The 21,830-nt window shown below is 70.8% G+C and carries 21 protein-coding genes; 7 read left to right on the forward strand and 14 right to left on the reverse strand.

Features of this window, described 5'->3' with window-relative positions; translation table 11 throughout:
* Positions 1 to 84: 84 nt before the first annotated feature.
* The 3 genes from HJG45_RS17085 to HJG45_RS17095 all read right to left on the reverse strand — a co-directional run bounded on the left by HJG45_RS17085 (position 85) and on the right by HJG45_RS17095 (position 3,706).
* A complete protein-coding gene (locus HJG45_RS17085; protein WP_217362954.1) occupies positions 85 to 2,394 on the reverse strand; it encodes a molybdopterin guanine dinucleotide-containing S/N-oxide reductase in 2,310 nt (769 codons plus the stop codon).
* 125 nt (positions 2,395 to 2,519) lie between these two features.
* Positions 2,520 to 2,930 (reverse strand): carboxymuconolactone decarboxylase family protein, encoded by a 411-nt coding sequence (locus tag HJG45_RS17090; RefSeq protein ID WP_171613317.1) that lies wholly within the window; start codon positions 2,928 to 2,930, stop codon positions 2,520 to 2,522.
* Between the two features lie 11 nt (positions 2,931 to 2,941).
* Complete coding sequence (locus tag HJG45_RS17095) at positions 2,942 to 3,706, reverse strand: enoyl-CoA hydratase/isomerase family protein (protein WP_171613318.1); 765 nt, start codon at positions 3,704 to 3,706, stop codon at positions 2,942 to 2,944.
* A gap of 372 nt (positions 3,707 to 4,078) precedes the next feature.
* Between HJG45_RS17095 and HJG45_RS17100 the strand changes: the two genes are divergently transcribed.
* Complete coding sequence (locus HJG45_RS17100; protein ID WP_217362955.1) at positions 4,079 to 4,972, forward strand: TauD/TfdA family dioxygenase; 894 nt, start codon at positions 4,079 to 4,081, stop codon at positions 4,970 to 4,972.
* Positions 4,973 to 5,138: 166 nt separating this feature from the next.
* Here HJG45_RS17100 and HJG45_RS17105 read toward each other — a convergent pair whose 3' ends face one another.
* The 5 genes from HJG45_RS17105 to HJG45_RS17125 all read right to left on the reverse strand — a co-directional run bounded on the left by HJG45_RS17105 (position 5,139) and on the right by HJG45_RS17125 (position 9,462).
* Complete coding sequence (locus HJG45_RS17105; protein WP_171613319.1) at positions 5,139 to 6,026, reverse strand: CoA ester lyase; 888 nt, start codon at positions 6,024 to 6,026, stop codon at positions 5,139 to 5,141.
* Complete coding sequence (locus tag HJG45_RS17110; protein ID WP_171613320.1) at positions 6,023 to 6,490, reverse strand: MaoC family dehydratase; 468 nt, start codon at positions 6,488 to 6,490, stop codon at positions 6,023 to 6,025. Before HJG45_RS17110 ends, HJG45_RS17105 begins: the two co-directional genes overlap by 4 nt.
* A 19-nt stretch (positions 6,491 to 6,509) precedes the next feature.
* The gene (locus HJG45_RS17115; RefSeq protein WP_171613321.1) at positions 6,510 to 6,959 is read right to left on the reverse strand and encodes an OB-fold domain-containing protein; all 450 of its coding nucleotides are present in this window, start codon (positions 6,957 to 6,959) and stop codon (positions 6,510 to 6,512) included.
* Complete coding sequence (locus HJG45_RS17120; RefSeq protein WP_171613322.1) at positions 6,956 to 8,146, reverse strand: thiolase C-terminal domain-containing protein; 1,191 nt, start codon at positions 8,144 to 8,146, stop codon at positions 6,956 to 6,958. Before HJG45_RS17120 ends, HJG45_RS17115 begins: the two co-directional genes overlap by 4 nt.
* Before the next feature lie 161 nt (positions 8,147 to 8,307).
* The gene (locus tag HJG45_RS17125) at positions 8,308 to 9,462 is read right to left on the reverse strand and encodes an acyl-CoA dehydrogenase family protein (protein ID WP_171613323.1); all 1,155 of its coding nucleotides are present in this window, start codon (positions 9,460 to 9,462) and stop codon (positions 8,308 to 8,310) included.
* Between the two features lie 141 nt (positions 9,463 to 9,603).
* Here HJG45_RS17125 and HJG45_RS17130 point away from each other — a divergent pair, with 141 nt between their 5' ends.
* The 3 genes from HJG45_RS17130 to HJG45_RS17140 all read left to right on the forward strand — a co-directional run bounded on the left by HJG45_RS17130 (position 9,604) and on the right by HJG45_RS17140 (position 12,548).
* The gene (locus HJG45_RS17130; protein ID WP_171613324.1) at positions 9,604 to 10,770 is read left to right on the forward strand and encodes an acyl-CoA dehydrogenase family protein; all 1,167 of its coding nucleotides are present in this window, start codon (positions 9,604 to 9,606) and stop codon (positions 10,768 to 10,770) included.
* Between the two features lies 1 nt (position 10,771).
* The gene (locus HJG45_RS17135) at positions 10,772 to 11,968 is read left to right on the forward strand and encodes a CaiB/BaiF CoA-transferase family protein (RefSeq protein ID WP_171613325.1); all 1,197 of its coding nucleotides are present in this window, start codon (positions 10,772 to 10,774) and stop codon (positions 11,966 to 11,968) included.
* 121 nt (positions 11,969 to 12,089) lie between these two features.
* Entirely contained in the window at positions 12,090 to 12,548 is a 459-nt protein-coding gene (locus tag HJG45_RS17140; protein WP_171613326.1) for a nitroreductase family deazaflavin-dependent oxidoreductase, read from the forward strand.
* 15 nt (positions 12,549 to 12,563) lie between these two features.
* Here HJG45_RS17140 and HJG45_RS17145 read toward each other — a convergent pair whose 3' ends face one another.
* Positions 12,564 to 13,289, reverse strand: a complete 726-nt coding sequence (locus HJG45_RS17145) for a DUF2270 domain-containing protein (protein WP_171613327.1) — start codon at positions 13,287 to 13,289, stop codon at positions 12,564 to 12,566.
* 199 nt (positions 13,290 to 13,488) lie between these two features.
* On the opposite strand from HJG45_RS17145, the gene HJG45_RS17150 reads away from it, so the two are divergent.
* Positions 13,489 to 14,268, forward strand: coding sequence for a hypothetical protein (locus HJG45_RS17150; protein ID WP_171613328.1), 780 nt, complete (start codon positions 13,489 to 13,491; stop codon positions 14,266 to 14,268).
* Positions 14,269 to 14,436: 168 nt separating this feature from the next.
* Here HJG45_RS17150 and dnaN read toward each other — a convergent pair whose 3' ends face one another.
* The 5 genes from dnaN to mutM form a co-directional block, all read right to left on the reverse strand.
* Positions 14,437 to 15,564: a DNA polymerase III subunit beta gene (gene dnaN / locus HJG45_RS17155; protein ID WP_171613329.1), complete on the reverse strand. Its 1,128-nt coding sequence runs from the start codon at positions 15,562 to 15,564 to the stop codon at positions 14,437 to 14,439.
* A gap of 215 nt (positions 15,565 to 15,779) precedes the next feature.
* Complete coding sequence (gene dnaA / locus HJG45_RS17160) at positions 15,780 to 17,174, reverse strand: chromosomal replication initiator protein DnaA (RefSeq protein ID WP_171613330.1); 1,395 nt, start codon at positions 17,172 to 17,174, stop codon at positions 15,780 to 15,782.
* A 360-nt stretch (positions 17,175 to 17,534) separates the two neighbouring features.
* The gene (gene rpsT, locus HJG45_RS17165) at positions 17,535 to 17,813 is read right to left on the reverse strand and encodes a 30S ribosomal protein S20 (protein ID WP_111470732.1); all 279 of its coding nucleotides are present in this window, start codon (positions 17,811 to 17,813) and stop codon (positions 17,535 to 17,537) included.
* 131 nt (positions 17,814 to 17,944) lie between these two features.
* Complete coding sequence (locus HJG45_RS17170) at positions 17,945 to 18,724, reverse strand: enoyl-CoA hydratase (RefSeq protein WP_171613331.1); 780 nt, start codon at positions 18,722 to 18,724, stop codon at positions 17,945 to 17,947.
* A gap of 30 nt (positions 18,725 to 18,754) precedes the next feature.
* A complete protein-coding gene (gene mutM, locus HJG45_RS17175) occupies positions 18,755 to 19,600 on the reverse strand; it encodes a bifunctional DNA-formamidopyrimidine glycosylase/DNA-(apurinic or apyrimidinic site) lyase (RefSeq protein WP_171613332.1) in 846 nt (281 codons plus the stop codon).
* 38 nt (positions 19,601 to 19,638) lie between these two features.
* On the opposite strand from mutM, the gene HJG45_RS17180 reads away from it, so the two are divergent.
* Together HJG45_RS17180 and HJG45_RS17185 are read left to right on the forward strand one after the other, a co-directional pair.
* Positions 19,639 to 20,400 (forward strand): class I SAM-dependent methyltransferase, encoded by a 762-nt coding sequence (locus tag HJG45_RS17180; RefSeq protein ID WP_171613333.1) that lies wholly within the window; start codon positions 19,639 to 19,641, stop codon positions 20,398 to 20,400.
* Positions 20,401 to 20,590: 190 nt separating this feature from the next.
* Positions 20,591 to 21,820, forward strand: coding sequence for an SH3 domain-containing protein (locus tag HJG45_RS17185; RefSeq protein ID WP_171613334.1), 1,230 nt, complete (start codon positions 20,591 to 20,593; stop codon positions 21,818 to 21,820).
* The last annotated feature ends 10 nt before the right edge of the window (positions 21,821 to 21,830 follow it).

Raw genomic sequence — 21,830 nt, forward strand, 5'->3', positions numbered from 1 at the left:
TCGCCGTGGCAGGCTGTGACGGATCTTGGGCGCGACGGACCTTATGGGCCCCCCGCAAAGCCGCAAAGCGGTTCTGTGGGGAGATTACTCCGCCGCGACCGGCAGCGCCTCCGGCGGCGCATAGGCGCGGATCGGCGGCAGGTTGCCGGTGAAGCGCTCCACCTCCACGGCGGTGAGCTGGCCGGTGCAGCCCTGGGCGAGGCGCGAGGTGCCGACATCGCGCGTCAGCACGTTCGGGTTGCCATGGACGCAGAGAGGCCGGTCCTCCGCCGGGTCTTCCGGGTCGTACCAGGCGCCGGTCGGCAGGTTGACGACGCCCGGCATCACCGCCTCGCTCAGCTCCGCCGCGGCGAGGCAGGCGCCGCGGGCATTGAACAGCCGCACGATGTCGTCCTGGCGGATGCCGCGCGCCGCGGCGTCCGTCGGGTGGATGCGCATCACCTCCCGCCCGCGATGCTTGCGCTCCTGGCTGTGGCCGCCGAAATCGAGCTGGCTGTGCAGCCGCGTCGCCGGCTGGTTGGCGACGAGGCGGAGCGTTGCCTCGGGGCCCGGCACGTCCTGCGGCGGCAGCCAGGCGGGATGGCCCGGGCAATCGGCATAGCCGAAGCCGGCGATGGTGCTGGAGTGCAGCTCGATCCGCCCGCTCGGCGTCGGCAGGGGCGCGCCCTCCGGATCCTCGTGGAAGGCGCGCAGCATGCCGCCGGTATCCGGACCCTCCGGCAGGGGCAGCGAGCCCTGCCGCCAGAATTCCTCGAAGTCCGGCGCCGGGAAGCCCTTGTCGCGCAGATCCTGCGCGGTGCGGTCATAGAGATGGCGCAGCCAGTCGCGGGCGCTGCGGCCCTCGGTGAAAGCCTCCTCGCGGCCGAGCCGGCGGGCAAGCTCGGTGAAGATGGCGTAGTCGTCGCGCGCCTCGGCGAAGGGCTCGGCGAGCTGCTTCATGGCGACCATCAGCGGGTCGGTCTGGCTGCTGCCGATATCCTCGCGCTCCAGCGTCATCGTCGCCGGCAAGACGATATCCGCATGCCGCGCCGTCGCGGTCCAGGCGAGCTCATGCACCACCAGCGTCTCGACGCGCCGGAAGGCCTCGCGCAGCCGGTTGAGATCCTGGTGGTGGTGGAAGGGATTGCCGCCGGCCCAGTAGACCAGGCCGATATCGGGATAGGTCAGGCGCTGGCCGTTATAGTTGTAGCTCTCGCCCGGATGCAGCAGCATGTCGGCGATGCGGGCAACCGGGATGAAGGCGCCGACCCGGTTGCGCCCCTGCGGCAGCGCCGCGGTCGAGACCAGGTTGGTGCGGCGCCCGGTATGGCCGAGGGCGCCGAGCGCATAGGTGTAGCCGCCGCCGGGCAGGCCGGTCTGCCCCAGCATCGCCGCGAGCGCGACGCCGGCCCAGACCGGCTGCTCGCCATGCTCGGCGCGCTGCAGCGAATGCGCGACGGTGACCAGCACCCGCTTGCCCGCGAGGCGATGCGCCAGCGCCGTGATCCGCTCGGCCGGGATGCCGGTGATCGGCGCCGCCCAGGCGGCATCCTTCGGCTGGTCGTCCCCGCGGCCGAACAGGTAATCCTCCAGCACCGGCCAGCCGGTGGTGTAGCGGTCGAGGAAGGCGCGGTCGTGCAGCCCGGCGCTCGCCAGGCCGTGCATCAGCGCCAGCATCAGCGCCGTATCGGTGTTCGGCACCAGCGGCAGCCATTCCGCCTTCGCCTCCTCGGGCATGTCGTCGCGCAGCGGCCCGATCAGGACGAACTCGCAGCCGCGCGCCGCGGCCGCCGCCATGGAGCCGCGCTCGATATGGCGGCTGATGCCCCCGCCCGCGACCATGCTGTTCTTCAGCGCCATGCCGCCGAAGGCCAGCACCAGCTCGGAATGCTCCGCCACCTGCTCCCAGGAGACGTTGCGCCGGCTGATCTCCTCCATCGGGCCGAGCACATGCGGCAGGATGACGTTGGAGGCGCCGGCCGAGTAGCTGTTGACGCTGCGGACATAGCCGCCGACCGCCGTGTTCAGGAAGCGGTGCACCTGGCTCTGCGCATGGTGGAAGCGGCCGGCCGAGGACCAGCCATAGGAGCCGCCGAAGATGCGCTCCATCGGCACCCGCCGCAGCTCCGCCGTCACCAGGTCGAGGGCGCGGTCCCAGGAGACGGGCACGTACTCGTCCCGGCCACGCCGCGGATCGGCGCCCGGGCCGCGCTCCAGCCAGCCGCGACGCACCATGGGCCGGGCGATGCGCGCCTCGTGCCGCAGGGCCTCGGGAAAGTTCTGCAGGATCCGGTTCGGGTCGGGATCATCCGGATGCGGCCGGACCACCAGCGCGCCCTGCTTCCAGGCGGCGGAGAAGACGCCCCAGTGCGCGCTGTGCGGGCGGAATTCCGTGTCGCCCTCGGCTCCCGTCATGCGTTCCAATTCCCTTCCCGTCATGGCCTGCCGGTCCCAGGCCGATGCCCCATGCTACGGGTGATCGGCCCAGGCTGGAATACCCGAGTGCCGGGATCGGACGGAGGCGCCGCCCGCGCCGGGGTTCAGCCCTTCGGCTTATCGAGCTCGGCAAAGACCTCCATCGCCGCCCGCACCGCCGCGACCGCGGTCGGCACGCCGGCATAGACGCCGACATGCAGGAAGATCTCCTTCAGCTCCTCCCGCGTCAGGCCATTGTTCAGCCCCATGCGGATATGCGACTTCAGCTCCTCGGTCCGGCCGAGCGCCGTCAGGACCGAGATGGTGATGGTGCTGCGCGTCACCCGCTCCAGCCCCGGCCGGTTCCACACCGCGCCGAAGCAGTGCTCGAAGAGGAATTGCCGCAGGTCGCGCGTCATCTCGTGCTGGGCGGCCTCGTCCATCGCCTTCTGCGCGACCGCGGGGCCGCGCATCTCGAACCAAACCTCCTTGCCGGCCTGGAAGAAGGCGTTCTCGTCGAAATCGAGCTTGCTCATGGCTGTCTCCCTCAGCGGCCCTGGAAGTCCGGCAGGCGACGTTCCGCCGTGGCGCGGATGCCCTCCTGGAAATCCGCCGTCTTGCGCAGCCAGTCCTGCTCGACCAGCTCACGCTCCGTCGCCTGCTCGACCGCATCGGCGAAGCCGCGGCGCAGCGTCTCGCGCGTCGCCAGCACGCCGAGCGGCGAGGATTGCGCGATCTCGGTGGCCAGCGCCGCCGCTGCCTGCCGCAGCTCGGCCTGAGGCACGAGCTGGTCGGCGAGGCCGAGGCGCACCGCCTCCTCGCCGTTGATCCGCCGCCCCGTATAGAAGAGCAGCGCCGCCTGCTGCTGCCCGACCAGCCGCGGCAGCGTCGCCGTCAGGCCGAAGCCGGGATGGAAGCCGAGGCGGGTGAAATTGGCGCTGAACCGCCCCTCGGGGCAGGTGATGCGGAAATCCGCCATGCAGGCGAGGCCGAGCCCGCCGCCGATCGCCGGCCCCTGCACCGCGGCGATGATCGGCTTGCGGGTGCGGAACAGGCGCAGCGCCTCCTTGTAGAGATGCCGCCCCGGCCGCTGGTCGCCGACATCGCGGCGGGAGAAGTCGGCGCCGGCGCAGAAGGCCTTGCCCTGGGCCACCAGCAGCAGGGCGCGCACGCCGGGATCGGCATCCGCCGCCTCGAAGGCGGTGGCGATCTCCTCGATCAGCGTGATGTCGAAGAAATTATTCGGCGGGCGCTGGATCTCGACCGTGGTGACGGCGCCGTTGCTGAAGACGCCGATGCTGGTGAAGGCCATGGAACCTCGCTCTGGGGTTGGCGTGCGGGTCATCGCGGAGGGATCGGGGCGCCCGCGCCGTGGCGCGGCCGTCGCCGGCGATCCGGCCCTGGCCCTTTCGGCCCGTCCCCTCCCGAAGGCCGCGCCGCACCGCAGGGCGGCCGGGCGACGCGGTGAGGCTAGAGCAGATCCCGATCAGGTAGAACCACCCGATCGGGCGAAGATCCTCCGAAAACAAAAGGCTAGAGCATTTGCCGCGAACGCAGGTGAGCGGCAAGTGCTCTGGAGCGCGATGGCCCCAGGGGAAAGAAGGCCGGGGAGCGCCGGCGCCATTGCATGCGGCTGCGGAGGGGCGCAGGAATCGGGAAACAGGCCGGGACAGGATCACGGCCGATGCAGCGGGAAGGAACGACCATGGACGGGCTGAGCAACAGCGAATACCGCCATATCGAGGTCAGCCCGATCGCCGGCGCCCTCGGCGCCGAGGTCTCGGGCGTCGATCTGGCCGGCGACATCCCGGCCGAGGTGCAGGCCGAGCTGCGCCGGGCCCTGCTCGACAACCTGGTGATCTTCTTCCGCGACCAGCGCCTGACGCCGGAGACGCAGCTCGCCTTCGCCCACCGCTGGGGCGAGATCCACCTGCACCCCTACATGGCCGGGATGGACGACTACCCCGAGGTGCTGGAGATCGTGAAGACGCCGGCGGACAAGAAGAATTTCGGCGGCTCATGGCATTCCGACCAGGCCTTCACCGCGAAGCCGGCCATGGGCACCATCCTCTATGGGGTCGAGATCCCCTCGGCCGGCGGCGACACGCTCTGGACCAACCAGTACCTCGCCTATGAGGCGCTCTCGCCCGGCATGCGGCAGATGCTGGACAGGCTGAAGGGCGTCTACCGCGGCGACAATTTCGGCAGCCATGACGGCAAGACGCGGCGCGAATACTATGCCGACAAGCTGTCGATGAAGGTGATCGACCCGGGCAACACCCAGACCGTCTCCACCCATCCGCTGATCCGCACGCATCCCGAGACCGGCCGGCGCGTGCTTTATGTCGGCGGCCATCTGCACCGCTTCGAGGACATGACCGAGGCGGAAAGCAAGCCGCTGATCGATTTCCTGATGCAGCATTCGACGCGGCCGGAATTCACCTGCCGCTTCCGCTGGCGCAGCGGTTCCCTCGCCTTCTGGGACAATCGCTGCACCATGCATTTCGCGATCAACGACTATCCGGCCGAGACGCGCATCATGCATCGCGTCACCATCTGCGGCGACGCGCCCGTCTGAAATCCCTGCGAAGCCGCTGCGCGTCTTCGCGGGGCCCCGTGAATCCCTCATGGCCGGAGAGGCGTCACAGCCTGCCGCGGCAAAGCCACGGCGGGGCAACGGGAGGCGACAGGCGAGGCAGGCATCTTGAGCCCGGCGGGATGTGGCGGCGTGCGGGAAGCGGCTCCTAACGGTCCAATCCCGCCGCGGCGAGCACCCGCTCGGCCTGGCGCAGATGCGGCCGGTCCAGCATCTTGCCATCCATTCCCACTGTGCCGATGCCTGGGCTGGCAGCGAAGGCGGCGACGACGCGGCGGGCGAAGGCGACCTCCGCCTCCGTCGGCCGGAAGCCCTCGTTGATCGGCCCGACCTGCGCCGGATGGATGGCGATCTTGCCGGTGAAGCCCTCCCGCCGCGCCGCGGCGCAGGCAGCGCGCAGCCCGGACTCGTCGCGGAAATCCGGCTCCAGAGAATCGATCGGCTGCGCCTCGGCGGCGACCGCGGCGAGCAGGCAGGCCGAGCGCGCCATGCGGTAGGTGAGCGAGAGCGGCCCCTCGGCATCGCGGTTGCTGCTGGCGCCGAGCGCCGCCGAGAGATCCTCGGCGCCCCAGGTCAGCCCATGCAGCCGCGGCACGGTTTCGCGCGCATAGTCGCCGAGGCCGAGCACCGCGGCCGCCGTCTCCGTGGCGACGGCGAGCAGGCGGATGCCGCCCGGCGGCAGCCCGTCCCGCGCCTCCAGCGCGTCGAGCCAGTGGGAGAGGCGCAGCAGCTCGGCCGGCCCGGCCACCTTCGGCACCACCAGCCCGTCCGGCGCGGCGCGCACCACCGCCGCGGCATCGGCGAGCCCCTCGCCATCGAGCGGGTTGATGCGCACCCAGAGGCGCGGCCGCCGCGCCGCGCCAACATGCGCGGCGAGGTAGTCGGCGATCATGCCGCGCGCGACGGGGCGGCGGTCGGCGGCGACGGCGTCCTCGAGATCGAGGATCAGCGCATCAGCGCCGCTCTCGCCCCCTTTGGCCAGCTTGCGCTCGCTGTCGCCGGGGACGAAGAGCCAGGAGCGCGGCGGCGCGCTCATGCCGCGTCGCCCGCCGGCCGGCCCTTCATCAGGGCGGAGCGGCGGCAATGCGCCACCAGCTCGCCCTTCTGGTTGAAGGCACGATGGATGAACTCCACGATGCCCTGGCCGGGCCGCGACTTGCTCGGGCGCTTGGCGATGACCTCGGATTCGACGCGCAGCGTGTCGCCATGGAAGAGCGGCTTCGGGAAGCGCACCTCGTCCCAGCCGAGATTGGCGACGGTGGTGCCGAGCGTGGTGTCGCCCACCGAGATGCCGACCATCAGCCCGAGGGTGAAGGCGCTGTTGACGATGCGGGTGCCGAACTCGGTCTCGGTCCGGCAATATTCCTCATCGAGATGCAGCGCCGCCGGATTGTGCGTCAGCGCGGAGAACCAGACATTGTCGGCCTCGGTGATCGTCCGCCGGATGCCGTGGCGGAAGATCTGGCCGATCTCGAATTCCTCGAACCACAAGCCGGCCATGCGGCCCTCCCGTTCTGCGTCAGACCTTGAGGCGCCACTGCACCAGCGTGTAGGGCGGATCGGCCTGGTCATGCGGCTCGAACACCGCCTCCACCGCGGCGCCGATCTCCACCTTGGCATCGGGCGGGCAGAGCAGGTTGCCGACCATGCGCACGCCATCCGCCTCCGGCAGCTCGACCAGCACGATGGTGTAGGGGCCGAAGCCGTTCAACGCCGGATGGACCGGATGGTGCGGCCGCTGCCAGGACCAGATGCGGCCGCGCGGCGCCACCTCCTCCCAGGCAAGGTCGAAGGAATGGCAGCGATGGCAGACCCATTCCGGCCCCCATTGGTGCTTGCCGCAGCCCTGGCATTTCTGGATCACCAGCTTGCCGGCGCGCGTGCCCTCCCAATAGGGCTTGGCGATCGGCTCCTGCGCCGGCGCCGGCAGCCCATCCGGCAGGGCGCGCGTCTTGGTCGTGCTGCTCACAGGCTGGCCTCCGTCCCGACCACCAGGCTGCTGACCGGCGTGACCATCGGCCCGCCGAGCACGGCAACCACGTTGCTGTCCGGCACCTGGTTGATCGCGGTGCCGCGGAGCTGCCGCACCGCCTCGTTCACCATCTCGAGCCCGTGCATGTAGCATTCGGCGAGGTTGCCGCCCGAGGTGTTCATCGGCATCTTCCCCTTGCCACCCGGCGCCAGCAGGCGGTCCAGCACCAGCTCCTCATTCGCCGTCCGCGGATCGACGAAGCCGTGCTCCACCAGGCTCAGCAGCACGCCGCCGGTGAAGTTCTCATAGGCCTGCACCACGTCGCAGTCCTTCGGGCCGAGCTTCGCCATCTCCCACATGTTGCGCGCCACGGTCTTGAAATGCGCCGAGGCGTAGTCGGGCGCGTTGTGCACCGGCGCGGCGCTGCGGTGATGCCCGCCCTGGGCGGCGCCGAGCAGATAGACCGGCTTCTGCGGCAGGTCCTTCGCGCGCTCCGCCGGCACCACCAGCACCGCCGCCGCGCCGTCATTCTCCTGGCAGCAGTCGAAGAGCCGGTGGAAGGGCTCGATGATCCAGCGCGAGGCGTCGTATTTCTCTTCCGAGAGCGGCCGACCGCGCATCACCGCATTCGGGTTGCTCTGCGCATGGTGGTAGGAGGCCATGGCGATAGCCCGCAGCGCCTCGTGCCGGATGCCGTTCTCTGTCATGAAGCGGGTGATCTTCATGGCGAAGCGCTGCGCCGGCGACATCAGCCCATAAGGGGCGAGGAAGGCATCGTCGCCCGCCGCCGCCGCCGCCTGGGCGCCACGGCCGTAGCGGGCGAACTGCCCCTGGGCGAGGGAGCGGAAGGCGATGACGCAATTCGCCATGCCCGACTGCACCGCCGCCCCGGCATTGGCGATGGCCGCCGCCACGCCGCCGCCACCGCCGCCCCAATGCATGTTGGAGAAGCGCAGCTCATCCACCCCGAGCGCCGCCGCCAGCCGCGGCCCGTCCGAGCGGTCATTGCCGTAGGAGGCAAAGCCGTCCACCTCGCGCGGATGGATGCCGGCATCCTTGCAGGCGGCGAGGATCGCCTGCAGCGCCAACTTGAACTCGGCATCCGGCGACTGGCCGTGCTTGTAGTAGATGGTCTCGCCGATCCCGGCGATCGCCACCTTGCCGCGCAGCGTGCGCTCGCTCATGCGCCCTGCCTCCTCCCCTTCCCTTCCAACGGACCGGTCCTCGGACCGGTCCGAGGCCCGCCGCTCATGCGGCGAAGCCAAGCAAACCGGAGATTCGCGCCCGGCGCCAAAGGGACGCCGAATGGAGGCCGTTGACGAGTCACCCTCAACGGCCGTTGGAATCAAGCCGTGGCGAAGAGCCGCCGGCCGATGATCTCCTTCATCACCTCGGCTGCACCGCCGGCGATGCGGCTGACGCGGGCATCCGCCCAGGCGCGGCCGATCGGGCTCTCCGCCATGTAGCCGGCGCCGCCGAAGAGCTGCAGGCAGCGGTCGATCACCTCGCATTGCAGGTCGGTGCAGAACAGCTTGGCCATGCCCGCCTCGACCGGGTCGAGGCTGCCCTCGAGCTGCCGGGCGATCAAGCCATCGGTCAACGCCCGCGCCGCGGCGGTCTTGGCGGCGAGCTCGGCGAGGACGAAGCGGGTGTTCTGGAAGTCGGCGATGGTGCGGCCGAAGGCCTTCCGCTCCCGCGTATGGGCAACGGTCCAGCCGATCGCCGCCTCCGCCACCGCGGTGCCGCGCACCGCCTGCACCAGGCGCTCGCGCGCCAGGTTGGTCATCAGCATGGGGAAGCCCTGCCCCTCCTCGCCGAGGCGGTTGCCGACCGGCACCCGCACCTCGTCGAAGAACAGCTCGGAGGTATCCGCCGCATGCATGCCGATCTTGGCGAGGTTGCGGCCGCGGCGGAAGCCGGGCATGCCGGCCTCGACCACGATCAGGCTCATGCCATGCGCGCCCGCCGTCGGGTCGGTCTTGGTCGCGGTGATGACGAGATCGGCGTTCTGGCCGTTCGAGATGTAGGTCTTCTGGCCGCGGATGACGTAGTGATCGCCGTCGCGCTCGGCGCGGGTGCGGATCGCCTTCACGTCGCTGCCGGCATCGGGCTCGGTCATGGCGATGGCGCCGATCAGGCTGCCGTCGCACATGCCGGGCAGCCAGCGGCGCTTCTGCGCCTCGGTGCCGAAGCGGGCGATGTAGGTCGCCACCATGTCGGAATGCACGATGAAGCCGGGGCCGGAGAGGTTGGCGCGCGCCAGCTCCTCGGTCACCACGGCGCAATGGCCGAAATCGCCGCCCGGCCCGCCCCAGTCGGCGGGCACGTCGCAGCAGAGCAGCCCGGCCTCGCCAGCCTTCCGCCAGGCCTCGCGCGGGACGATGCCGGCTGCCTCCCAGGCGTCGTTCTGCGGCACCAGCTCCGCCTCGACGAAGCGGCGCACCGCGTCACGGAAGATCGCGTGCTCCTCGCCGAGGACCGTGCGCGGCCGGTCGAGCATCGACCTCTCTCCCCAAGCTTATTATAAGCATGCGCATCGTAAGCATGCGCAATAGTTCGGCGCAAGCCTCGGGCCCGCCATGCCCTTCCCTCAGAGTGCGGGGAGGACGACAGTCGGGGCAAGGACGGAGGAAGGGTTAGCATGGATTTCGGTCTCTCCCCCGAGCAGGAGGCGATCCGCGAGGGCGTCGCCGCCGTCTGCCGCCGCTTCGGCGACGATTACTGGCGGGATTGCGAGGCCGAGGCGCGCTTCCCGCGCGAATTCCACAAGGCCATGGCCGAGGGTGGTTGGCTCGGCATCACCATGCCGGCCGCGCAGGGCGGCGCCGGCCTCGGCGTGACCGAGGCGGCGATCATGATGCACACCGTCGCCCGCAGCGGCGGCGGCATGGCGGCCGCCTCCTCGCTGCACATCAACATGTTCGGCCCGCACCCCATCGTCGTGCATGGCACGCCGGAGCAGCAGGCGCGCTGGATCCCGCGCCTCGTCGCCGGCGAGGACCAGGCCTGCTTCGGCGTGACCGAGCCGAATGCCGGGCTCGACACGACGAGCATCAGCACCTACGCGCAGCGGGTGCCGGGCGGCTACCGGGTGAACGGGCGCAAGATCTGGACCTCCACCGGGCAGGTGGCGAACAAGATCATGCTGCTGACGCGCACCGTGCGGAAGGAGGAGGCGCGCCGCCCGACCGAGGGCATCACGCTCTTCTACACCGATCTCGACCGCAGCAAGATCGAGGTGCAGCGCATCCCGAAGATGGGCCGCGCCGCCGTCGATTCGAACATGGTCTTCATCGACGACCTCTTCATCCCCGAGGTGGACCGGATCGGCGAGGAAGGGCGCGGCTTCTCCTACCTGCTCGACAGCCTGAACCCGGAGCGCGTGCTGGTCGGGGTGGAGGGCATCGGCATCGGCGAGGACGCGCTGGACCGCGCCGCCCGCTACGCGCGGGAGCGCAGCGTCTTCGGCCGGCTGATCGGGCAGAACCAGTCGATCCAGCACCCGCTTGCGGAATGCTGGACGGCGCTGGAATCCGCCAAGCTGATGGCGATGAAGGCGGCCTGGCTCTACGACAACGGCCGGCCCTGCGGCGCGGAGGCGAATGCGGCCAAGCTGCTCGGCGGCCGTGCCGGCTACAATGCCTGCCTGCAGGCGGTGATGACGCATGGCGGCATGGGCTACGCCAAGGAATACGTGGTCGAGCGGCTGCTGCGCGAGGTGATGATCACCCGCATCGCCCCGGTCTCGGAGCAGCTCGTCCTCTCCTTCATCGCCGAGCGCGTGCTCGGTCAGCCGAAATCCTACTGAGATGACGCCGCTCGCCGGGCTGAAGGTGCTCGACTTCTCCAAGGTGCTGGCCGGCCCGCTCTGCGGCCAGTGGCTTGGCGATCTCGGCGCCGATGTGGTCAAGGTGGAGCCGCCCGGCACGGGCGACGACACGCGCGGCTGGCCGCCCTTCCGCGAGGGCCCGGGCGGCCGCGCCGGCGCCGTCTTCCTCGCCGCCAACCGCAACAAGCGCAGCCTGGCGCTCGACCTGAAGACGCCGGAGGGCCAGGCGGCGGCGCGCCGCATGGCGGCCGAGGCCGATGTGGTGATCGAGAGCTACGCGACCGGGGTCGCCGAGCGGCTCGGCATCGGCGCCGAGGCGTTGCGCGCCGCCAATCCGCGGCTGATCCATTGCAGCATCTCCGGCTTCGGCCGCAGCGGGCCGTTGGCGCAAGGGCTCGGCTACGACGTCATCCTGCAGGCCTTCTCCGGCATCATGGCGATGACCGGCGAGCGCGAGGGCGGGCCGATCCGCAGCCCCTTCTCGCCGATCGACCAGGCGACGGGGATGCAGGCCTTTTCCGGCATCCTCGCCGCGCTGCTCGAGCGGGGTCGCACCGGCCAGGGCTGCCGGCTGGAGGTCTCGCTGCTCGAGACGGCGACGGCGCTGCTCGGCTACTCGCTGCAAATCTTCTGGGAGAAGGGCGCGCTGCCGGAGAAGAGCGGCTCCGGCCATGAATCCCTTTGCCCTTACCAAGCCTTCGAGGCGAGCGACCGGCCGGTGCTGATCGGCATCGCCAGCGACAATCTCTGGCGCCGCTTCGCCGCCGGCATCGGCCGGCCGGAACTCGCCGAGGATCCGCGCTTCCGCACCAATGCCGACCGGGTGGCGCATTTCGCCGAGACGGTCGCGCTGGTGCAGGACATCGTCCGTGCCGAGAGTGCCGATCACTGGGTGGCCTTCTGCGGCCGCATCGGCATCCCCTGCGCCGCCATCAACACGCTGGCCGAACTGGCCGCGCATCCGCAGATCGCGGCGCGTGGCATGGTGATGCAGTACGAGCACCCGGCGCTCGGGCCGCTGAAGACGGTCGCCCAGCCCATCCAATTCGACGGCAAGCCGCGCCAGGTCCGGTCCCCGCCGCCGCTGCTCGGGGCACATGGCGCCGAGGTGCTGCAGGGCTATGGCTTCAGCACGGCGGAGATCGCGGCGCTGCGGGAGGCCGGAGCGCTGGGCTGAGCGCCCCCGGACTGAGACCCTTGGGCTGCCGCCGGTGCCGGTTGCGCGATCCGGGCGCTTCGGCCTTCGGGATGGCGGGCGGGCTGCGATAGGCTCGTGCCGCCGCGAGGGAGACACCAGGATGACCGAAGCGAAGCTCGCCCCCAACCTGCCGCAATGGATGCAGGAGCATGCCGAACGCTATCTGTCGAGCGGCGGCAGGGAAGGGCATATCTACACCGTCTCGCCGCCCGGCTATGGCGAGTTGAAGGTACCGTCGCTGCTGCTGACGACGACCGGCCGCAAGTCCGGCGAGAAGTACATCTTCCCGCTCTTCTACGGCACCGCCGGCAAGGGCTGGTTCGTCGTCGCCTCGAAGGGCGGCGCGCCGGAGCATCCCGGCTGGTACCGCAACCTGCTGGCCGATCCGATGGCGGAGGTGATGGTCGGCACGGAGAAGGCGCAGGTCCGCGCCCGCACCGCGACCGGGGCGGAGCGCGAGGCGCTCTGGCAGCAGGCGCTGGGCTTCTGGCCGCCCTATGCCGACTACCAGAAGAAGACGACGCGCGAGATCCCGGTGGTGGTGCTCGACCGGGCCTGAGCCCGGTCGCCATCATCAGACATGGACGTTGCCATGGGCGAGTTCCCCCGATTTCTGTCGCTTCCTGAAGGTCAGGTAGGTCAGGGAGAGATAGAAGACGGCGACGCAGACCAGCACCAGCCAGCCGGGCACCGGCCCGAAGGCCAGGTTCTGCACGGCGCCGGGCACCGGCTTCGAGGGATCCACCTCGACCTCGTCCATCAGGAGCCGGGCCGAGGAGATCTTCAGCACCCAGGCCGCCAGGAGCACCAGGAACATCCAGAAGTAGTTCCGCCTGAGCCGGCGGGACATGGCGGCGGACAGCGAGATCCGGAAGCATGGCGCGCGCAGGTCCTGCCCGAGGCTGCGCACCCAGTCGGTGTCCTGGGCCGGGTTCGGCGCGAAGATTTGCGCGAAATAGCCGCGCTCGAGCTGCCGCACCCGGGTCCGGTACACGTCGAAGAAGCGGTAGCGCCGCGCCTCGATGACCAGCAGCAGGAAGACCAGGATCATGGCGAAGATCAGCACGCCATGATGCGCCGCGGGCGTCGAGAGCGACAGCGAGAGCATGCCCGCCACCACCGTGATCGCCCAGTTCGTCGTCCGGTCGATGCGGTCTCGCCAGCCTGTCATGCGGCCCATCTCGGCGCGGTGGAAATGCGCCAGCGCGTTGATGGCCTCGGTGGAGGTCGAGGGCAATGGCAGTTGCATCGGGCGTCCGACCCCGGCGGGATGGCCCGCCTCGCCGTGCCGAATGTCCATGGCCGTTCTCCTCGCTGCGTCAGACGGAGAACGGAACGTCCTCCACGGCCCGAAGTCGCTGCGGCATCGGATGGCCGGCCCCTCCTGCCGGCGCCGTGGTCGACCGACCTAGCGGCCATTTCCCTCCGGCGCGGACCGCGCCAAGATGGTCCGGTCGAGGGCAATGAACCGGCATGGCCATGCCGATGGAGGAACGGAGATGGCGATCCTGGCATCGGGCGATGTCGCGCGCGGCAGCCGCCGCGCCATCGTCTCCAACGGCGTCTCGGCCTTCCTCACCACCTATATCGGCAGCAACCGCTACAACGCCGCGCCGGCCGCGCCGGAGCCGCCGGGCGCCGAGACGGTCTATCCGATGGCCTTCCTGGTGGAGCAGCCCGCCGGCTCGGTGGTGCAGGCGCATTTCCACGAGGCCAACCAGTTCCAGATCGTGGTGGCCGGCAGCGGCAGCCTCGGCAAGCATGCCCTGCAACCCATCGCCGTGCATTACAGCAACGCCTACAGCGCCTATGGGCCGATCACCGCGGGACCCGACGGGCTGCACTACCTGACGCTGCGCAACGGCTATGACCGCGGCGCCCGCTACCTGCCCGCCGCGCGCGGCGAGCTGCGCGGCATCCGGCGGCGCTTCCGGGAGGCGGTCGGCGAGCCGGCCCCCGCCGCCGCTGCCGCCCCGGCCGCCCTCGCCGTCGAGCCCCTGCTGCCCGCGGCGGCCGATGGCATGGCGGCCTGGCGCTATCGCCTTCCCGCCGGCGCGACGGTCATGGGGCCCGACCCGGCCTCGGGCGACGGACAATTCTGGGTGGTGGCGCGCGGCGCGATGGCAAGCCCCGACGGCACCCTGCTGCCGCTCTCCTGCGCCTTCATCGGGCCCGACGAGCCCGCCTTCGCCGCGAGCGCGGGGGAGGACGGGCTCGACCTGGTGGTGGTGCAGTTCCCGCGCGGCCGCGACCACCTGCCGGAGGCCGACATCGGCTGACGACGCGCGCGGCAGGCCCGGCCGCGGCGGCCGGCCTACAGCGGAGCAACGTTCACCACTGGACGCTGCTCCGCTGCCGTTCAGCGGATTCATGCGTCCGGGCGTTCACGCCCTCCCACGAATCGCGTGCTTCACGCCTTCGGTGATTCCACCTCAGGCGATCACGCTCTAGACCCGCATCGGCATCAGCACGTAGAGCGCCTCTGGCTTCGAGGCGTCGGTCACCACGGTCGGCGCGCTGCCATCGGCGAAGCGGAACTCCACCTGATCGCTGATCTGGTCGGTGATGTCGTTGAGGTAGCGCGCCTGGAAGCCGATCTCGAGCGGCGTGTGCTCGTACTTCACCACCTCGGCGTCCAGCTCCTCCTGCGCCTGGCCCTGCTCGGCGGAGGAGGCGGAGAGCAGCAGATGGTTGCGGTCGAGCGAGAGCTTCACCGGCCGCGAGCGCTCGGAGCTGATGGCGGCGACGCGCCCGACCGCCTCGGCGAACTCCTTCTTCGAGACGGTCAGCACCTTGTCGTTGCCGCGCGGGATGACGCGGTCGTATTCCGGGAAGGTGCCGTCGATCAGCTTGCTGGTGAGCTGCACCGGGCCGATGTCGAAGCGGATCTTGGTGTCGGAGAGGCGGATGGCGATCTCGTCCTGCACCTCCTCGGCCAGCTTGCGCAACTCGTTCACCGTCTTGCGCGGGATGATGACGCCCGGCATGCCCTCCGCGCCCTTGGGCAGCGGCTCCTCGACCCGGGCGAGACGGTGGCCATCCGTCGCCACGGCGCGCAGCACCTTGCCGCCCTCACCTTCCGCGGCGTGCAGGTAGATGCCGTTCAGGTAGTAGCGGGTCTCCTCGGTGGAGATGGCGAAGCGCGTGCGGTCCACCAGCTCGCGGAGCTGGCCCGCCGGCAGCGCGAAGCCATGCGGCAGCTTCCCCTCGGTCATGGAGGGGAAGTCCTCGACCGGCAGCACGGCGAGATCGGTGTTGAAGCGGCCGGCGCGCAGCTTCAGCGCCGCATCACCGCCGGCATGGTCGAGTTCGACCTTGGCGCCATCCGGGAGCTTGCGGACGATCTCATAGAGCGTCGCCGCCGGGGCCGTGGTGCGGCCCGGCCGGGCGACCTGGACGCCGGCCACCTCCTCCACGACCGCGATCTCCATATCGGTCGCGGTCAACCGCAGCGTGCCGTCCTGCACGGCGATGAGGACATTGGCCAGGATCGGGATGGTGTTGCGACGCTCGACCACGCTCTGCACATGCGCGAGGGCCTTGAGCAGGATCGCCCGTTCCACCGTGAACTTCATGCCACCCAGGCTCCCCCGACGGTCCGTTCAGTCGCACATGCATCCTGGCCCGCCTCCCCGGACGGGCCGCTGGGCCGCGGAGAATACCAACTCCCGGTCGCGGCGATAAGCTGTCGCAGCACACGAGTCTATAGTCCCCGCAGGGGCCGCGGCACAGGGAACGTTCTTCCATCGTATGGATATGGGGCTGGCGAGCCGATGCAAACCCTTCGGCCTCAGGTCTCCAGCATCTTCCGCAGCAGCGCCACATCCTCGGCGAAGCCGGCATCCTGGGCGATCAGCTCGGAGACGCGGGAGACGGCATGCATCACCGTCGTATGGTCGCGGTTGCCGAAGCGGCGGCCGATCTCGGGCAGGCTCCGCTGCGTCAGGTGCTTGGCGAGGTACATCGCCACCTGGCGCGGCCGCGCGACGTTGCGGGCGCGGCGGGCGGAGACCATGTCGGTCAGCCGCAGGTTGTAGTGCTCGGCGACCTTGCGCTGGATCTCCTCGATCGAGACGCGCTTCTCATGCGCGCGCAGCACGTCGTGCAGCACCTCATGCGCGCTGTCGATGGTGATCGGTCGGCCGAACAGGTTGGCATGCGCCACCAGCCGGTTCAGAGCGCCCTCGAGCTCGCGGACATTGGTGGTGATCTTGGTTGCCAGCAGCTCCATCACCTTCGCCGGCACCAGCACCTGTGCCGCCGCGGCCTTGGCCTGCAGGATCGAGAGGCGCAGCTCGTAGGTCGTCGCGTGCAGGTCGGCGACCATGCCGCAGCCGAGCCGGGTGCGCAGCCTGTCCTCGATGCCGGCGAGGTCGGAGGGCGGCTTGTCCGAGGAGACGACGATCTGCTTGCCCTGGTCGACCAGCGCGTTGAAGGTGTGGAAGAACTCCTCCTGCGTGTTGTCCTTGCCGATCAGGAATTGCAGGTCGTCGATCATCAGCACGTCGACAGCGCGCAGCGTCTCCTTGAACTCCATCGTGCTCTGGCTGCGCAGCGCCGCGATGAAGCGGTACATGAACTTCTCGGCGCTCATATAGGCGACGGTGCGCGCCGCCTCGCCCTCGCGGATCGACCAGGCGATGGCGTGCATCAGATGCGTCTTGCCAAGCCCGACGCCGCCATAGAGGAAGAGCGGGTTGAAGCCCGGGCTCGCCGGCCGCTCCGCCACGCGCCTGGCGCAGGCATGGGCGAACTCGTTCGGCTTGCCGACGACGAAGGTGTCGAAGGTGAAGCGCGCCTCGAGCGGCACCACCCAGTCCGAGCGCGGCTCCGGCGCGCGGATCTCGGCCGGGCGCGAGGGCGGCGAAAGGCTCTCGGCGAGACCGGCCGGCTCGGCGCGGGCGACCACCGCCTCGCCATCGGCGAGGACCGGCTCGGCGCTGGCGACCTGGGCAACGCGAATCTCGACGCGGCGGATCGCCGCATCCTCGGCCTGCCAGAGCGCGCGCAGGCGATCGCCGTAATGACTGTTTACCCAGTCCCGCAGGAAGCGCGTCGGCAGCAGGATGACCGCTTCCTCGCCGTCGATCCCCTCAAGAGTCATCTGCCGCAGCCAGGTGCGGTACTCGACCTCGCCCACCTCATCCCGCAGGCGTCCGCGGATGCGGGCCCAACACGCGACCATGTGTCCGGACGTTTCGGGCGGCAACCAGCGGCCTCCTTCTTATCCCAGATGCCCCTCGGCCCAGGGACGATGCCCGGCCCGCCTGCCCGCGGAGCGGAGCAGCGGCCGGGACGTCCGGCGTGGGGCGCAGGGTCAGGGCCCCTCCGCCCTGGCGGAAGCGATGTTACCTCGGACCCCAACTGGGCGCCAATAGTAACTTAGCGAAATCGAATGCCGATTAATGTATTTACGATAACCATCACGCTGGCGCAGACTACCATGCTTGAGCATAAGAACTCAAAAAGAGAACGCGCAAGAACAGGTTATTTCCCGTTCTTGCGCGTTTCTTTTCAGGCTCTGGATATGCCAGGCGCGACCAGCTCAGGCCTGGGCAGCAGCGCCCAGCGACTTGATGCGGGCCGAGAGGCGCGACAACTTGCGGGCGACGGTGTTCGGGTGGAACACCCCCTTGGTCGCGGCGCGATGCAGCTCGGGCTGCGCCGCCTGCAGCGCGTCCCGCGCCTGCGCCTGGTCGCCGCCGGCGATCGCCTGCTCAACCTTGCGGAGGAAACCCCGCACGCGGGAGCGGCGCGCACGATTGCGGATGGTGCGCTTCTCGGTCTGGCGGATGCGCTTGCGGGCAGAGGCCGTGTTCGCCATGGGCTGTGGTTTCGACTCAATACGAAGTGATGGGAGGGCGTACCGGCGGGCACGCAGGAAGGGGGCTTCTACAGGCGGCGGCGGCGCGGCGTCAAGCGAAGGGGGCGAGAGGCTGCCGCTCGCCCGCGCGCTTAGCGGTTCTGGAAGTTCGCCTTCCGCTTCTCGGCGAAGGCCGCCATGCCCTCCTTCTGGTCGGCCGTGGCGAAGAGCGCCTGGAAGACGCGCCGCTCGAACTTCACGCCTTCGGCCAGGGTGGTCTCGTAGGCGCGGTTGACCGCCTCCTTCGCCACCGCGACCGCCGGCGCCGACAGCCCGCCGATCCGCTCGCCGATCTTCACCGCCTCGGCCAGCAGCTCGGCCGCCGGCACCACGCGGCTGACCAGGCTCGCCCGCTCAGCCTCCGCCGCATCCATCATGCGGCCGGTGAGGATCATCTCCATCGCCTTGGCTTTGCCGACCGCCCGCGTCAGGCGCTGCGTGCCGCCGGCGCCGGGGATGACGCCGAGGTTGATTTCCGGCTGGCCGAACTTCGCGGTATCCGCCGCGAGAATGATGTCGCACATCATCGCCAGCTCGCAGCCGCCGCCCAGCGCATAGCCCGCGACCGCCGCGATCACCGGCTTCTGCACGAAGGTCACCGCCTCCCAGCGCTTGCCGATGAAGTCGTCGAGATAGACGGCCGGATAGCTGCGCGCCTGCATCTCCTTGATGTCGGCGCCGGCGGCGAAGGCCTTCTCGCTGCCGGTGAGGACGATGGCGGCGATCGCCGGATCGGCATCGTAGCCGCGCAGCGCCTGGCCGAGCTCGTCCATCAACTGGTCGCAGAGCGCGTTCAGCGCCTTCGGGCGGTTGAGGCGGATGACGGCGACGCGCCCCTGCACCTCGGTCAGGATCATCTCGTAGCCGGCCATGCGCGTCTCCCCTGCCCTGCCGTCACTCTATCAGCGCTGCGTCCGCGGGCAATGGAAGCTGGCACGGCCCGCCTGCACGATGCGCTGGATCCCCGGGCAGGGCGGCACGCCGGGGCAATGCTCGCAAGGCAGGCCGGCGCGGTCATAGACCTTGAAGCGCTCCTGGAAGAAGCCGATGCCGCCATCCGCCTGCACATAGTCGCGCAGGGAGGAGCCGCCGGCGGCGATGCTCTCCTCCAGCACCGCCCGGATCGCCGGCACCAGCCGCTGCAGTCGCGCCCCGGTGACGCTCGCGGCCAGCCGGCGCGGCGAGATGCCGGCGCGGAACAGCGCCTCCGAGACGTAGATGTTGCCCAGCCCGGCGATGATCCGCTGGTCCAGCAGCGCCGCCTTGATCGGCGTCCGCTTGCCGGCCAGGGCGGCGCCGAGCACCGCCGGCGTGAAGCCGGGCTCGAGCGGCTCCGGGCCGAGCCCGGCGAGCAGCCGGTGCCCCTCCTCCGCCGCCGTCGGCACCAGGTCGACGCAGCCGAAGCGGCGCGGATCGACGAAGCCGACGCGCACGCCCTCCTCCGTCTCCAACGCCAGATGCTCGTGCGCGACCGGGGCGTTCGGACGGTCCATGGCGTCGCGCGCCACCATCCGGCCTGACATGCCGAGATGGATCAGCACGCTGTCGCCGCCCGAGAGGCGCATCAGCATGTATTTCCCGCGCCGGCGGAAGCCCTCCACGCGTGCCCCGGTCAGGCGCAGCGCCAGCCCCTCGGGGAAGGGCCAACGCAGGTCCGGCCGCGCCACGCTGGCGGCGCGGATCAGCCGACCCTCCAGCACCCGGCGCAGCCCGCGCATCACCGTCTCGACTTCCGGCAGTTCCGGCATATGTCCCTGCCCTCCCGCCGGGGCTATGCTGGCCGGGCATGAGCGAACGCAAGAGCCATTCGGCGGATGAGACGATCGACTTCGGCTACCGCGCGGTGCCGAAGACGGCGAAGGCCGGCCTGGTCCGCCAGGTCTTCGACAGCGTGGCGCCCCGCTACGACCTGATGAACGACCTGATGTCGCTCGGCCTGCACCGCGCCTGGAAGCAGGCCTTCGTCGCGGCGATCGCCGCCTCGCCGCGCGAGACGCTGCTCGATCTCGCGGGCGGCACCGGCGACATCGCCTTCCGCGCGCTGGAGCGCGGCGCCGGGCGCGTCATTCTCTCCGACATCAACCCGTCCATGCTGCAGGTGGCGCAGGGCCGCGCGCTGGAACGCGGCCTCGCGGCCGGGCTCGGCTTCCTCTGCGCCGATGCCGAGCGCCTGCCGCTGCCCGACCGCAGCCTCGAGAAGATCTCCATGGCCTTCGGCCTGCGCAACTGCACCGACAAGCCCGCGGTGCTGCGCGAGGCGCGGCGCGTGCTGCGTCCCGGCGGCCGCTTCCACTGCCTGGAGTTCAGCCGCGTCGAGGTCGCCGCGCTGGCGCCGCTCTACGATGCCTGGTCCTTTCGCGTGCTGCCCGAGCTCGGCCGGCGCGTCGCGGGCGATGCCGAGAGCTACCAGTACCTCGCCGAGAGCATCCGCATGTTCCCGGACCAGGAGAGCCTGGCGGCGATGATGCGCGAGGCCGGGATGGAGCGCGTGCGCCACCAGAGCCTCTCCGGCGGCATCGTCGCCATCCATACCGGCTGGCGCTTCTAGAGCGTGGACACCGCGGCCGGAACAGCCGGCCCGCAAGCCGGTTGCATGCCGTCGCCGGGGTAACGACGGACGGTTTCCGCGGCGCAAACGGTGGTATGTCCGGGCGTTAAGAAGGTATACGATCCGCCCTGGGGGGCTTCGGCACGCGGGGGCGCGCCGAAGACATGCGTGCAGGGGGACATCGCAAACCATGGTGCAGCAGCACGACAGTCTTTACGATCTCGACAAGCCCGGCCCTGACGGCGCGACGCCGCCACCGTCACCGCCGCGGCCGCCGGCGCTTGTCCTGCCGCCCGGCTGGGTTGGACTCGAGCGCTGCAACCTCAGCCCCGTTCCCGGCCAGACGGTGGCGGTGCGGCACGTCCTGCTGCATCCCTTCGTCGGCATCGCGCTGATCGACATCGCCCCGGATGCGGCGCATGGCGCCGAGCCGGCACTGCGCGCGCGACTCGATGCGGCGCACTTCAGCGCCATCTTCCCGGGCCATCTGCCGGTGGTGCATCTGCAGGTGACGCCGCAGGAGCTGCGTCTGCTCGACACCATCCTGCCGGCCGCCTTCGCCAACCTGCCGCCGATCAGCCTGCCGGGGGGCGATGGCTGGGTCAGCGTGGTGCGGCGCGCGCTGACGCCGCGCAGCCCCGGCCGTGGTCCCTCCCCGGCGGCGCCGGGCCGGGCCGGCCGGGCGCCGATGCTGAACCGCGAGGTCGCGGCCCAGCGCGTCGGCCTGCCGCCGGCCTCCGTCCGCCTGCCCATGCAGCCCTATGGAGCCGGCGGCTCGCGGCGGTCCGGCTTGCTGGTGGCGCTCGCCCTCGGCAGCGTCGCCGCCGTCACCGCGGCGGTCGCCGTGCTCTGGGGTGGCACGCCGGCCACCGAGCCGGCCCCTGCCCCTCTCGCGGCGGCGCCCGCGCCGCAAGCCGCGACCCCACCAGGCGCGACGCTGGGCGCGTCTCAGGGCACGACCCAGGGCACGACGCAGGCCGGCGCGCCGGGCATCGCATCGGCGCCGAGCTCGGCCGGCGGCGCAGCCACCAACCCGGCGACGGCCACCGCGCCCGCGGCGCCGACCGGGCCCGCGCCGGCCGCCGAGCGCCCGGCCACGGCCGCAGCAACGCCGGCGCCCGCCCCGGCCCCCTTCCCGGCCCAGGCCTTGCGCGACCGCGCCCCCGCCCCCGCGGCACCGGCCCGCGAGCAGCTCGCCACCGCCGCGCCGGCGGAGACCGCCGGGCCCGGATGGGTGACGCCGCGCACCGGCACCAACCTGCGCACCGCGCCGAACAACAGGGCCAGCGTCCTGCGCACCGTGCCGGCCGGCGAGGTGATGCAGGAGCTGGAGCGCAGCGCCGATGGCTGGGTGCATGTCAGCAATGCCCGGTCGCAGGGCTGGATGTTCGGGAAGTTCCTGGTCCCGGCGAAACCCTGAGCCCTGAACC

Source organism: Roseicella sp. DB1501, from assembly GCF_013112485.1.
GTDB lineage: Bacteria > Pseudomonadota > Alphaproteobacteria > Acetobacterales > Acetobacteraceae > Paracraurococcus.

What these genes read in the sequence shown, in the direction of transcription:
- HJG45_RS17090 (WP_171613317.1), bottom strand. Translation starts at nt 2,930, where the DNA reads ATGAGCAAGCTCGATTTCGACGAGAACGCCTTCTTCCAGGCCGGCAAG.
- HJG45_RS17125 (WP_171613323.1), bottom strand. Translation starts at nt 9,462, where the DNA reads ATGCTCGACCGGCCGCGCACGGTCCTCGGCGAGGAGCACGCGATCTTC.
- HJG45_RS17185 (WP_171613334.1), top strand. Translation starts at nt 20,591, where the DNA reads ATGGTGCAGCAGCACGACAGTCTTTACGATCTCGACAAGCCCGGCCCT.
- HJG45_RS17100 (WP_217362955.1), top strand. Translation starts at nt 4,079, where the DNA reads ATGCAGCGGGAAGGAACGACCATGGACGGGCTGAGCAACAGCGAATAC.
- HJG45_RS17150 (WP_171613328.1), top strand. Translation starts at nt 13,489, where the DNA reads ATGGCGATCCTGGCATCGGGCGATGTCGCGCGCGGCAGCCGCCGCGCC.
- HJG45_RS17180 (WP_171613333.1), top strand. Translation starts at nt 19,639, where the DNA reads ATGAGCGAACGCAAGAGCCATTCGGCGGATGAGACGATCGACTTCGGC.
- HJG45_RS17085 (WP_217362954.1), bottom strand. Translation starts at nt 2,394, where the DNA reads ATGACGGGAGCCGAGGGCGACACGGAATTCCGCCCGCACAGCGCGCAC.
- HJG45_RS17120 (WP_171613322.1), bottom strand. Translation starts at nt 8,146, where the DNA reads ATGAGCGAGCGCACGCTGCGCGGCAAGGTGGCGATCGCCGGGATCGGC.
- HJG45_RS17130 (WP_171613324.1), top strand. Translation starts at nt 9,604, where the DNA reads ATGGATTTCGGTCTCTCCCCCGAGCAGGAGGCGATCCGCGAGGGCGTC.
- HJG45_RS17095 (WP_171613318.1), bottom strand. Translation starts at nt 3,706, where the DNA reads ATGGCCTTCACCAGCATCGGCGTCTTCAGCAACGGCGCCGTCACCACG.
- HJG45_RS17170 (WP_171613331.1), bottom strand. Translation starts at nt 18,724, where the DNA reads ATGGCCGGCTACGAGATGATCCTGACCGAGGTGCAGGGGCGCGTCGCC.
- mutM (WP_171613332.1), bottom strand. Translation starts at nt 19,600, where the DNA reads ATGCCGGAACTGCCGGAAGTCGAGACGGTGATGCGCGGGCTGCGCCGG.
- HJG45_RS17140 (WP_171613326.1), top strand. Translation starts at nt 12,090, where the DNA reads ATGACCGAAGCGAAGCTCGCCCCCAACCTGCCGCAATGGATGCAGGAG.
- HJG45_RS17145 (WP_171613327.1), bottom strand. Translation starts at nt 13,289, where the DNA reads ATGGACATTCGGCACGGCGAGGCGGGCCATCCCGCCGGGGTCGGACGC.
- dnaA (WP_171613330.1), bottom strand. Translation starts at nt 17,174, where the DNA reads ATGGTCGCGTGTTGGGCCCGCATCCGCGGACGCCTGCGGGATGAGGTG.
- HJG45_RS17105 (WP_171613319.1), bottom strand. Translation starts at nt 6,026, where the DNA reads ATGAGCGCGCCGCCGCGCTCCTGGCTCTTCGTCCCCGGCGACAGCGAG.
- HJG45_RS17135 (WP_171613325.1), top strand. Translation starts at nt 10,772, where the DNA reads ATGACGCCGCTCGCCGGGCTGAAGGTGCTCGACTTCTCCAAGGTGCTG.
- rpsT (WP_111470732.1), bottom strand. Translation starts at nt 17,813, where the DNA reads ATGGCGAACACGGCCTCTGCCCGCAAGCGCATCCGCCAGACCGAGAAG.
- dnaN (WP_171613329.1), bottom strand. Translation starts at nt 15,564, where the DNA reads ATGAAGTTCACGGTGGAACGGGCGATCCTGCTCAAGGCCCTCGCGCAT.
- HJG45_RS17110 (WP_171613320.1), bottom strand. Translation starts at nt 6,490, where the DNA reads ATGGCCGGCTTGTGGTTCGAGGAATTCGAGATCGGCCAGATCTTCCGC.